Origin of the sequence: Phormidesmis priestleyi ULC007, from assembly GCF_001895925.1 — a bacterium.
GTDB lineage: Bacteria > Cyanobacteriota > Cyanobacteriia > Leptolyngbyales > Leptolyngbyaceae > Phormidesmis_A > Phormidesmis_A priestleyi_A.
The window spans coordinates 86,972-98,871 of record NZ_MPPI01000001.1 but is presented as its reverse complement, the minus strand read 5'-3'; the positions used below and the strand labels follow the sequence as shown (position 1 = coordinate 98,871).

Sequence of the window (11,900 nt, the reverse complement as noted above, 5' to 3'; positions counted from 1 at the left end):
AAGTTTAGAAAGCTCGATCGCTCTATTCATGTTCACGCTAAGTCAGGGGGAAACGTTGTGGTTGTTAAAGCAAGCAGATCGTTAAAAGCATCTTCAACAGGCATCCGTCGAGCAAACCGCGCCGTCATGGTGTTTGCCACCAAAATCGATTTGGCGGCTGAGTTAGAAATTTCTCGCGCCACCGTGCAAAACTTCTTTGCTGGGAAAGCGATCGGACGTGAAAACTTTCACAAAATTTGTCACACGCTCAAACTTCCGTGGCACGAAATTGCAGACCTGAACGATGACCCTGAACTAGCTCCTGAAGACTTTGAGAGGGCGATCAACGACGACTGTGATAGTGCCTTCTATAGCCATGATATCAATCTCGATCGCTTCTTGCTACCGCCCGTGCAGCCCAATTTAATTCAAGAGTTACGGCAGCAGATTCGGGTCAATATTCAGCAGCAGTGTGGCAGTTTGCGCGTTTTAGATATGTCGCAGCCCAGACAGCTTGATCACCTCTACACCGAAGTTAAGGTCTTAGAAAAAATCAGTAGCCGCCGACGGCTCAGTGTTTCTGATTTACTGAGAGAGTGTGTAAAAATCGACGATCGTCCCTATTTAAAGAATACAGCTCTAGAGCGATCGCCTGGGCTTAGTGCCGTTGAGCAGCACTCGAAGCTGATCATCTTGGGCAAGCCAGGAGCGGGCAAAACCACCTTCTTAAAACACCTAGCGATGCAGTGCATCACTGGCACCTTTCTGTCCGATCGAGTGCCGATTTTTATCTCACTCAAAGACGTTGCTGAAGATGCCTATCCCGTAAGCTTGCTGACCCACATCACTCAGCAGTTTGCGGCGACGACTCAACTTGTCTCGGAGGCTCTGACTCAGGGTAAGGCGCTAATTTTGCTCGATGGGCTAGACGAAGTTAAAGAGCACGATCGACCGCTGGTTTTGCAGGCAATTCGGCAGTTTTCAGCTCAGTTTCACGCTAACCATTTTGTGATTACCTGTCGCATTGCGGCGCAAGACTATGTTTTTGAGCAGTTTACTGAAGTCGAAATTGCAGATTTTGATGACTCACAGATTGCCAACTTTGCCCAGAAATGGTTTACCAACGACGCGACTTTACCGATCGAATTCTTGCACACACTGTTTGCAAACCCGCCGATCCACGAGCTGGCAACCAGTCCGATTTTGCTCACCCTGCTCTGTCTAATTTTTGAAGACAGCAGAACTTTTCCAGTGCATCGATCGACCCTTTATCAAGAAGCACTGCAACTATTAATGAAAACCTGGGATGCTAGCCGACACCTCGATCGCGCCTCTGCTGGCAAGATGCTCTCGCTGCACCACAAAGAAGAGTTGCTGAGTCGGATTGCTCTACTGCGGTTTGAGCAAGGTGACTACTTTTTTCGTCAACAAGAACTCGAACAATCGATTTGGGATTATCGCCGCACCGTCGCTCAAACCGCGATCGCATCTGACGATTTAGACCTCGATAGTGAAGCCATTCTCAAATCGTTTGAGGCAGATCAGGGTCTACTGGTTGAGCAAGCGAGAGGCATCTATTCGTTTTCTCACTACACGTTTCAAGAATACTTTGCCGCGAGAGCGATCGCTCACCCGGCGCTAGGTTCTGCCCTCGAAATGCCTTTGCAAAAGCTCGTTAATCAAATCATTGACCCGCGCTGGCACCCGGTGTTTTTGATCACGATCGATCTGTTGCCTGATCCCGATTGCCTACTGCAATTGATGAAGCAAAAAATTGACCATTTGGCTCAAGATGCTAATCTGTCGCCGTTTTTAACCTGGTTGACCCAAAAGACAGCGGCGATGTCTACACCCAATAATGCGGCGGCAATGCGGGCATTTTATCTAGAGCTAGAACTCGGTCACTTGCTTGATCCTGTCCAGGGTTCTTGCTTACTTTCTCATAGCCTGGATGCAGACGGCTCGATCGCGGCAGTGCTAAAAACCAATGGAGATTTGGCGCTCGATGTCCGACTAGCTCGACTGTTGACGCTTGCGATCGCGCCCCACTTTGAGCGAGAACCAGGATCATTTACCCTGAGTCGATCCCAGTCTCTGGTTCAGGCATTAACCACTGCTTTTGAGAGCGCTCAGAGCCTTGATCCTGACCTTGCTGCTGATCTGCACATTCTGCAATCGCAGTGGTCTGATCTCGCACAAATGTCTGATGAAGAGATCCGATTTCAAGCTGACTGGAAAACTGCCCGATCGACTTGGGTTGCCCAATTAAGACTCGTGCTAGATCGACATCGCAATCTGGGGCACGTCTGGTCGTTTAATCTTCATGAGAAGCGGCTGCTCAAGCAATATTATTGCGCTAATCAACTTTTGCTAGAGTGCTTGGGCAAGTCTGGCTCTGCGACTCAACGGTTGATGCAGAAAAGTTTGCTCTCACTGCCGATTGTCGAACTTAACACGCCCGTTACAGTTGCGCGATCGATGACTTTGCCGGATGGCTCTGTTCCGCTTGTGCCGTCAATCAAGTCAGACACAAAATAGCCCTAACCTCTACACGTCCACAAGGGCGTTTTCAGTAGAATTTAGTTCGGGTTTATGACCTTTTCTTTTAGTCATCTTTGAGATGTGCTTACGACGACAAAGATTGTGTTCTCTTGTATTCATAAATTGGCTGTTTAGAACTGTGAGTTAAATAACTTTTGCGTAGTTATCGCTTGCGAGCATTGTTAACGTCAGTTCGGCAGAAGCGGTTCGCTTCGGTTGTGAATTCGGGAAGCCCCCTAAATCCCCCAATTTGGGGGACTTCAAGCCAAAATTTCGGTTCAAAGTCCCCCAGAATGGGGGATTTAGGGGGCAGAAGCCGTTGACAACGGAGCGAAAAAACTCGTCGAACTGACGTATTGTTAAACTCTCATTTCTAAGATGATCACTCAAACAATGGGTGCATCATTACGACAATTATTCAGTTGCCATGCTCAGAGGTTGAGACTATGACACAAACGCTTCCTGGTTCTGTTGATGCCCCCCAAGGGTTGCCCGGCACTGCTGCTAAAGCTAAACGCCCTCCTAAAGCGTTGCTGCTTTTGCCGATCGCGGTAGTGTTGGCAGGAATTAGCTATGGCATCTGGCGACTCTTGCCCCACGCTGGCAGCGGTGTATTGCGCTTAAGTGGACGAATAGAAGTTTATGAAACTCAAATCGGAGTGAAGCGAACAGGTCGGGTCGAATCGGTCGCCGTGCGTGAAGGGGCAGCCGTGAAAAGAGGACAGTTGCTGATGAAGCTCGATGATAGCAACGATCAACTTCTGCAAGATCAACTGCGTGGCGCAGCGGCACGGGTGCTGAATGCCCAGCAAGAAGCAGAACAAGCACGGTCAACCATTGTGGGGGCGCAAAGCGCGATCGCTGAGATTGATAGTCAAATTCAAGAGGCTGAGTTAAATGTGCAGCAGTCGCAGGGCGACACCGATGGGCGGGTGAATCAATCACGCTCTCAAGTAGCGACAGCTAAAGCCCAACTTGCTCAAGCAGTCGCTCAAGCCAAACAGTCTGAAGCGCAGCAAAAGCTGGCGGCGTTGAATCAAGAGCGCTATGCATCTTTGGTCAAAGAGGGTGCCATTAATCAACAGCAGTTTGACCAGACTGAGGCAGCGTTCTATACCGCGCAGGCTGACTATCAGGCAAAGCTGGCAGGGATCGAAGCGGCGCGTCAGCAGTTGAGTGCCACTCAGGGTGGGTTAACACAAACTGAAAGCAGCAGTTTAAATCCGACGATTCGCAACACGCAGGTGGCGGCACTGGTGCAAAAACGAGAACAGAGTCAGGCACAACTCAGGGTGGCGATCGCCCAACTGAGAGCCGCCGAAGCGAGAATCAAAGATGCAGAGTCAGCCAGACAGCAAGTTCTCACGCAGATCAAAGACTCTAAGCAAGATCTGAATGTGGTCAGTCCGTTAGATGGCATTGTGACAGCGCGCAGCGTCGAACCGGGCGCTGTTGTGGACAGTCAGGCAAAACTGCTGACGTTAATCGACCCCAAAACCGTCTATCTGCGGGGCTTTTTGCCTCAAGGTGACATTGGCAATGTGCGAGTTGGGCAGACGGTGCGCGTCTATCTCGATTCTGCGACTGACAAGCCGATCGCCGGAACCGTGATCTCGATCGATCCACAAGCCTCTTTCACACCTGAGAACATTTACTTTCAAAAAGATCGCGTTAAGCAGGTCGTGGGTGTGCGGATCGGGGTCGAGAATCCTGACGGCTGCAACAATCCCGCCAATCCTTATGCTGCCGAAGGTTTGCCCTGCGCCAAACAGGGAATGCCCGCCGATGCCGACATTGTTCTAGCCCGATAGGAACCTGGCATTGCCGTGCCCATTGCCATCGCCAGCCCCTACCCCTGACGGCTGTCGTGTATACACAAGTTGATTGTCGCTGCGTTTGGGTCGGCTTCAGCCCCCTAAATCCCCCAAAATTGGGGGACTTTGAAACTAGAAGTTTGAGCTTGAAGTCTCCCAGAATGGGGGATTTAGAGGGGCGAACCCCACGCAATCTGAACCAAAAGCAAGTTATGTATACACAGTAGACCCCTGAGGCAACCACAGAGGGATTGCCCCTACCCAAATCATCGCTCTATCCAGTAATACTCCTAATTCATCCCTACAGCCCATCGGATTGCACTATGAATCAACCCTTCTCGATCGCCCCTCCACCTCTACCAATCTGCGATCCGACGACCGCGATCGCGATTTCGGCAAAAGGACTACACAAACAGTACGGAACTCTCGAAGCTGTGCGGGGCATCGATTTCGCCATCGAGCAGGGTGAATTATTTGGACTGATCGGGCCCGATGGCGCGGGCAAAACCACCACCTTTCACATTTTGGGTGGGGTGATGGAAGCAACGGCAGGCGAGGTGATAGTGTTGGGACGATCGCCCCAAGATGCTCGCTCGGTGACAGGCTATTTGACGCAGCAATTTTCGCTTTATCTCGACCTCAGCATCAATGAAAATTTGCAGTATGTCGCTGGGTTGCGTCAGGTGCCCGACGAGGTATTTCAACAGCGACGCAATCAATATTTGCGGTTGATGGATCTCGATCGGTTTGGCGATCGGCTTGCCGGACAGTTGTCAGGCGGCATGAAACAAAAGCTTTCGCTGTGCTGTGCATTAATTGCTCAACCGCAAGTGTTGCTGCTCGATGAACCAACAACAGGGGTAGATCCGGTGTCACGGCGCGAGTTTTGGGATGTGCTGGCAGAACTATCTGCTGACGGCATGACGATCGTAGTAGCAACGCCCTATTTAGACGAAGCCGAACGGTGTCATCGAGTTGCGTTGATGTATGACGGTCAGATTCAACAAATTGGTACTCCAGCAGAACTGCGTGTCAGTTTAGGATTGCATCGCCTCGAAGTGCGAACATCTCAACTCGCGGCAACTGAGCGAGTCCTAGCGCAAGCCAGCGAGACGGATGGAGAAATCGCAGATGTGCAAGTGTTTGGCGATCGTTTGGATGTGTTGGTTGCCAATTTGCAGCGCGGTGAAGCACAACTGCGGTTTCTGTTGCGGCAGCATCAATTATCCGCACCTGAGATTGAACTCGCCGAACCCACGCTAGAAAATGTCTTTGTCACTCGCCTTCGTCAGCAGGGAGCCGCGCCCCAATTTTTTCCGTTTCCTCGCTCTCGTGGTGGCAATCAAACCCTCCAGAGTTCAACGTCTAAAACTCAGAATTCTGTAGCGATTTCTGCCCAACATCTCAGCCGAGTTTTTGGCAACTTTCAAGCGGTGAACAAGGTAGATATCGACGTTCACTATGGTGAAATTTTTGGCTTGCTAGGTGCAAATGGAGCCGGAAAAACAACCACGATTAAAATGCTGTGCGGGTTGCTTGAAGCCAGTAGCGGCAAAGTCTTTTTAGGTGGCGAAACGGGAAATTTGCGAAGTGCTGATCTGCGTCGTCGCATTGGTTATATGAGCCAAAAATTTACGCTCTATGACGACCTGACGATCGTCCAAAATCTAGAATTCTACAGCGGCGTGTATGGAGTGCCGTCTAAACTGCGTCGCGAAAAAATCGATTGGGTACTGGCTACTTGTGGGCTGGTCGGGCAAGAAACCATGCTCACCGGGCAGCTTCCGGGCGGGTGGAAACAGCGCGTCGCGTTTGGCGCATCGGTGCTGCACGAACCGGATATTTTGTTTCTCGACGAGCCGACATCAGGAGTCGATCCTGTAGCGCGACGACAATTTTGGAAACTGATTAACGACTTTGCGCGCAATGGCACCGCTATTCTAGTGACCACGCACTATCTAGAAGAAGCTGAACAGTGTAATCGCATGAGCTTTATGGTTGCCGGAGAAATTGCAGCAGAAGGGTCGCCTAGCGAACTCAAAGCGGCTCAACCGGGACAACTTTTTGAAGTCGTGGTCGATCGTCCTCAATTTGCGTCTAATTTGCTCAAACATCACTTTGATCCCTGGCGCATTTCTATTTTTGCCGATCGCTTGCATGTCGTGCTTGATCACCCTGATCAGGAAGTTGCGGGGTTACGATCGCTGCTCACGTCTCATCATTTAATCCTGCATTCACTGCGTCCGATTCCATTTTCTCTCGAAGACGCGTTTATTGGCATTGTCAAACGCGCTCAAGAAAATCGATGAACCTATCATTACAAAACTATTCATGAAACGTATTCTCGCTCAGTGTAAAAAAGAATTAGTGCAGTTTAGACGCGATCGCTTAACGTTAGCTCTAGCGTTTCTATTACCATTCATCACTTTATTAATTTTTGGGTTTGCAATTCGGCTAGAAAGTAAAGATATTCCTGTGATCGTTCAGGATTTTGATCACAGCAATCTCAGCCGCAGTTTTACCGAGCGACTCTATGGAACAAATCAATTTACCCCGCGCCAGTGGTCGGGTAGCAACCCCGCACGAGACGCGATCGATATGGGGATCGCCAAAGCGGCGGTGATCATTCCACCAAAGTTTAGCAGTCAGGTGAGAGCGGGCATTCCGACGACGATTCAGGTGTTGGTTGATGCCGCCGATGTCAATAATGCGCGAGTGGTGCAAGCCGGAGTTCAATCCGTCACCAACTTTTTTATGCAAGATCAGCGATTACTGCCAACTACCAGCACGGTCACTGCCCATACTCGGCTCTGGTTTAACCCTGGTCGATTAGAGTCGCTTTTTATCGTGCCCGGAACCTTTGGCGTAGTGTTGTGGATTTTTCCCTCGCTGCTGATGGCGATCGCAATGGTGCGAGAGCGCGAAAAAGGCACGATTTTGCAGGTTTATACCTCCAACATTAGTGCCGTAGAACTGCTTCTAGGCAAAGGGTTAGCCTATTGGCTGATCGCAATTTGTGAAGCGATCTTGATTATCGGCATGGGTGCCCTGTTGTTTCATCTCAGCTTTGCGGGCGATCCCACACCGTTGCTATTTGGGACTCTGATCTTTCTGGCAGATAGCATTCTGTTTGGTTTGATGTTGGGGGTCAAAGCCGATAGTCAGGCAGAAGCCGTGCAAGGCGTTTCTCTAATCGGGTTTGTCACTTCACTGTTGTTGTCTGGCTTTATCTATCCGCTGAACAACATTCCGTTTCCGTTGTCTCTAGTACCCAATGTGATTCCGGCTCGTTATTTTATTGATATTTCTCGTGATGCGTTTGTGCGGGGCACGGGCTGGGCAGGCGTTTGGCTGAGTGTGGTCATGCTGTTTGTTCTGGGATTTTTCTTCTTCAATGTTGCCCGCAAAGGACTCGATCGCATGCAGCTCTCTGATTAGTTAACGGACACGACAGTACCATGTCCCTACTGAAATAGACCTTCTGCATGAATTCGGGAACGCCCCCTAAATCCCTCAATTTTGGGGACTTTGAACTCCGGTTCCCCCAGAATCGGGGGTTAGGGGGAGAGATCGCAGGGTGATTTACGTCGAGAATCTTATTCGTGCAGGAGGTCTAAGTTATGCGTCGTTTTTTGAATACGCCTTTTTTTGCACTGGTACTGAAAGAAATTCGGCAGATTTTAAGGAACAAACAACTGCTCTTTCTGTTGATTATTCCTCCGATCGTGCAACTGCTGTTGTATGGGTCTGCTCTCAACCCAGATGTGCAAAATCTTAAGCTGGGGGTGCTTGACTATGCCAATGTTTATGAAAGTCGAGAGTTAGTGGCGGCGCTGACTGAAAACGGGATTTTTGCGGCTCAGACTCCTCCGGTAAGTGAAGCGGAACTGAGCGATCGGGTAGAGACTGGCAAGTTAGCCGTAGGAGTTGTGATTCCGCCAGAGTTTCCTCGCAGGTTAGCAGCCGGAAATGCTGAAATTCAGATTTTGATTGATGCGGTGAATGCCAACACGGCAGGCATTGCTAACAGCTATCTGTCGCAAATTGTTTTGCAATATAATCGTCGCCTTAAAACGACCCAGACAGCGCTTCCCGTTCAGGCTCAGGTGTTATTTCTCTATAATCCTGGGTTGACGAGTAGCTGGTTTTTTATCCCTGGGGTGATGGGTTTGGTGTTGACGTTGATTGGCACGATCACCTCTGCGATCGCCGTTGTCAAAGAAAAAGATGTGGGCACCCTAGAGCAACTTTTAATGACTCCGGCTGCATCGTGGGAAATTTTGCTGGCGAAGGTGGTGCCGCTATTTTTTCTGCTAATGGGAGATGTGTTGCTGGCACTCACCTTAGGACGGGTCGTGTTTAGGGTGCCATTTCAGGGCAACTTTTTGTTGCTGATGGTGCTGTCTGCCTGTTATCTGTTTGTCACCATTAGCATTGGCGCTTTGTTGGGAACTATTTATCAACAGCAGCAGCAAGTTTTGCTCACAGCATTTTTTATCAATATGCCGATGGTCGAAACCTCTGGTGCAATTGCTCCGGTCGAAAGTATGCCGCCGTTTTTTCAAACCCTTTCGTTACTCAATCCAATGCGACACTATATTGCGATCGTGCGGGGCATTTTGCTCAAGGGTGTGGGGTTAGAAGCTCTGTGGATGCACGCATTAGCGCTAGTTGTGTTTGCGATCGTGTTGGTTACGATTAGTACTCGACAGTTTCGCAATCAACTGAGTTAATGTTCTGCTCGATACTCTGTCTAAAGTCATACACAAACTAGACCTATCCTCTACACCTCATGCAAGTCTCTCTAGTACTATGAGTTCACGACTAGCCAGAAGACGGAAACATTGCGACTGATAATCGCGAACATCTGATCATTGTTTCACCTGGAGCAGCATTTATGACAACGACTATTACTAGCGATCGAATCGTAACGACAATCGCTCAAGATCAAGAATTGATCACGTTGATTAATATTTTTAAAGTCGAGCCTGAGAATCAGCAGCAGTTAATTGATTTATTGATTGACGCAACTGAAGAAGTCATGTGCAAACTGCCAGGATTCATCTCTGCAAACGTCCATAAGAGTTTGGATGGAACGCGAGTCACAAACTACGCTCAATGGAGAAGCATCGATGACTTTAGAGCCATCTTTAATACTCCAGAAGCGACGGCACATATGCCAGCGATCGGAAAAATTGCTGAGTCTGAGCCAACGCTTTACGAAGTGAGCTACATGAAACAAGCTTAGTTAACATTCACCCCTCTATTCCTCAAAGCCATGACTTTCACAGAACCCAGTTCTTCAGAGTCACCTGTAAAGTTAGATCGACAGAAGCTAAATCCGAAATTGCCGCCCGCAGCCCTCATTCGCACGATGACGCGCCTGACTGATTCGCTCGGAATGCTGCGATCGAAGCTCGTTCCTCCCCAAGCAACGATGCTGCAATTGCTCACGGGATACCGCGTTTCTCAAGGGATTTATGTGGTTGCAAAGCTGGGCATTGCAGATTTACTGGCAACTGGATCGAAAACCAGCCAAGACCTTGCAGCCATCACGAACGTTCATGCTCCATCCCTATATCGATTGATGCGATCGCTTGCCAGTTTAGGCATCTTCACTGAGACAGAAAACGGCCGTTTTGAATTGACTCCTCTCGCGGCAACTCTGCGATCCGATCATCCCAATTCAGTGCATGATGCCGCCATCATGTTTTTAGAAGATTGGCATTGGCAGGCGTGGGGAAATTTCTTTGACTGCGTTAAGACAGGCGAAACGGCTCTAGAGAAAACCTTTGGCACTTCCAATGTGTTCGACTACTTTGAAACTCAGAACCCTGAGGCAGGTCAGCACTTTGATAATGCGATGACGAATACCTCAGTCATGACGAATCAAGCATTACCAACTGCCTACAATTTCGGAGCCTTCAAAACCTTGGTGGATGTTGGCGGTGGACAAGGTAGTTTTCTCTCTGCGTTGTTCCATCAATGGGATCACCTCCACGGCATTTTGTTTGACCTACCTCCCGTGATTGAGAGTGCAGAGCAACAAAACTTGCTGTCCGGCTTTGAGAAACGCACGACCTTAGCGGCAGGGGACTTCTTTAAAGCAGTGCCAGACGGAGCCGATGCTTATCTACTCAAAACGATCATTCACGATTGGGATGATGCGAGTGCGATCGCGATTCTAAAAACTTGCCGCCGTGCGATGAACCACGACAGCAAACTTCTGCTCGTGGAACTGATTGTTCCTTCTGGTAACGCTCCTAGCCTGAGCAAAATTCTGGATTTGGAGATGCTGGCGGTATTCGGTGGCGTAGAGCGAACGGAAGCGGAGTATCGATCGCTGTTGTTGAGCGCAGGTCTTAAACTCACTCGAATCTATGATTCTCCCTGTCCCTGGAGCGTCATTGAAGCTATTCCTGTGTAGTGCGCTCAACCCAACCTATTCTTTGTGAATTAACTATGACTGTAACTCAACCCACTATTGCGACCAATGCCCCTAAGGTGCTTCCTCACTTGCCGCCTCAAGTGGCAATGCTGCAAATGATCGGCGGACTGCGGATTTCTCGATGCTTCTATGTTGCCGCCGTTTTGGGAATCGCCGATCGCTTAGTCGATGCGCCCAAAACTTCTGAAGAACTCGCTCAAGTTACCGAAACTCATGCTCCTTCACTCTATCGGGTACTACGATCGCTTGCCAGTGTCGGAGTCTTTTCTGAAGATGAAGACGGACGCTTTCACATGACCCCGACGGCGGAGTTTTTGCGGTCTGACGTGCCGGATGCGATCGGGGCAATGGTAAAAGTGTTGGGCGAAGATTGGCACTGGAAAGTCTGGGGACGGCTGTTCGAAAGTGTGCAAACGGGAGAAGCTGCCTTCGATCAAATTCACGGCATGGAACTGTATGACTATTGTCTGCAAAACCCTGATTTTGCCCGAACGCACGGGCCGTCTAAAACGAGCATTTCTGCCAGAGCTTCGGCAGCTTTGATTGCAAACTATGATTTTTCTGGCGTTCATAAAGCGGTTGACGTTGCGGTTCTCGGCGGCTATGGAAATACATTAATTCCTTTGCTTACGACGGATTCCACCATGCGAGGCGTGTTGTATGATTTGCCGTTTGTGATTGACGGGGCAAAACCTGTGATTGCAGCATCGGGAATTGGCGATCGCTGCGAATTAATGGAAGGGCACTGTCTCTACTCGGTTCCGAGCGGTGGCGATGTTTATATCATGATGTTTGTGATTCACAACTGGGATGATCAACGGGCGATCAAGATTCTGCAAAACTGCCGTAACGCAATGGCAGAGGGCGGCAAAGTGTTGCTTGTCGAAATGGTCATGCCATCAGGAAATGACCCTTTTGTGGGTAAGTTTGTCGATCTCGAATCACTACTGACAACACCTGGCGGCTATGAGCGCACAGAGACACAGTATCGATCGTTGCTCTCTGCCGCAGGCTACGAAGTGACGCGCATTATTCCAACGCAGACTGCCAACAGCATTATTGAAGCGGTGCCCGTTTGATGCTAACCCAAGCGGCGTTTTTATCCTCAATTTTAGTTT

Annotated in this window: 8 protein-coding genes; all 8 read left to right on the top strand. The window is 49.5% G+C overall.

Annotation, left to right across the window (positions count from 1 at the left end):
- The first annotated feature begins 57 nt into the window (after positions 1-57).
- The 8 genes from BRW63_RS00460 (at position 58) to BRW63_RS00425 (ending at position 11,861) form a co-directional block, all read left to right on the top strand.
- Positions 58-2,517, top strand: coding sequence for an NACHT domain-containing protein (locus BRW63_RS00460; protein WP_143161980.1), 2,460 nt, complete (start codon positions 58-60; stop codon positions 2,515-2,517).
- 449 nt (positions 2,518-2,966) lie between these two features.
- A complete protein-coding gene (locus tag BRW63_RS00455; protein ID WP_073068951.1) occupies positions 2,967-4,331 on the top strand; it encodes an HlyD family secretion protein in 1,365 nt (454 codons plus the stop codon).
- A 326-nt stretch (positions 4,332-4,657) separates the two neighbouring features.
- A complete protein-coding gene (locus BRW63_RS00450; protein ID WP_083582589.1) occupies positions 4,658-6,643 on the top strand; it encodes an ATP-binding cassette domain-containing protein in 1,986 nt (661 codons plus the stop codon).
- A gap of 22 nt (positions 6,644-6,665) precedes the next feature.
- Positions 6,666-7,772: an ABC transporter permease gene (locus BRW63_RS00445; protein ID WP_073068950.1), complete on the top strand. Its 1,107-nt coding sequence runs from the start codon at positions 6,666-6,668 to the stop codon at positions 7,770-7,772.
- 182 nt (positions 7,773-7,954) lie between these two features.
- Positions 7,955-9,067, top strand: coding sequence for an ABC transporter permease (locus BRW63_RS00440; RefSeq protein WP_073068949.1), 1,113 nt, complete (start codon positions 7,955-7,957; stop codon positions 9,065-9,067).
- Positions 9,068-9,231: 164 nt separating this feature from the next.
- Positions 9,232-9,582: an antibiotic biosynthesis monooxygenase family protein gene (locus tag BRW63_RS00435; RefSeq protein ID WP_073068948.1), complete on the top strand. Its 351-nt coding sequence runs from the start codon at positions 9,232-9,234 to the stop codon at positions 9,580-9,582.
- A gap of 30 nt (positions 9,583-9,612) precedes the next feature.
- A complete protein-coding gene (locus BRW63_RS00430; RefSeq protein ID WP_083582587.1) occupies positions 9,613-10,761 on the top strand; it encodes a methyltransferase in 1,149 nt (382 codons plus the stop codon).
- A gap of 35 nt (positions 10,762-10,796) precedes the next feature.
- A complete protein-coding gene (locus BRW63_RS00425; protein ID WP_073068947.1) occupies positions 10,797-11,861 on the top strand; it encodes a methyltransferase in 1,065 nt (354 codons plus the stop codon).
- Positions 11,862-11,900: the final 39 nt, after the last annotated feature.

What these genes read in the sequence shown, in the direction of transcription:
- BRW63_RS00455 (WP_073068951.1), top strand. Translation starts at nt 2,967, where the DNA reads ATGACACAAACGCTTCCTGGTTCTGTTGATGCCCCCCAAGGGTTGCCC.
- BRW63_RS00450 (WP_083582589.1), top strand. Translation starts at nt 4,658, where the DNA reads ATGAATCAACCCTTCTCGATCGCCCCTCCACCTCTACCAATCTGCGAT.
- BRW63_RS00445 (WP_073068950.1), top strand. Translation starts at nt 6,666, where the DNA reads ATGAAACGTATTCTCGCTCAGTGTAAAAAAGAATTAGTGCAGTTTAGA.
- BRW63_RS00440 (WP_073068949.1), top strand. Translation starts at nt 7,955, where the DNA reads ATGCGTCGTTTTTTGAATACGCCTTTTTTTGCACTGGTACTGAAAGAA.
- BRW63_RS00435 (WP_073068948.1), top strand. Translation starts at nt 9,232, where the DNA reads ATGACAACGACTATTACTAGCGATCGAATCGTAACGACAATCGCTCAA.
- BRW63_RS00430 (WP_083582587.1), top strand. Translation starts at nt 9,613, where the DNA reads ATGACTTTCACAGAACCCAGTTCTTCAGAGTCACCTGTAAAGTTAGAT.
- BRW63_RS00425 (WP_073068947.1), top strand. Translation starts at nt 10,797, where the DNA reads ATGACTGTAACTCAACCCACTATTGCGACCAATGCCCCTAAGGTGCTT.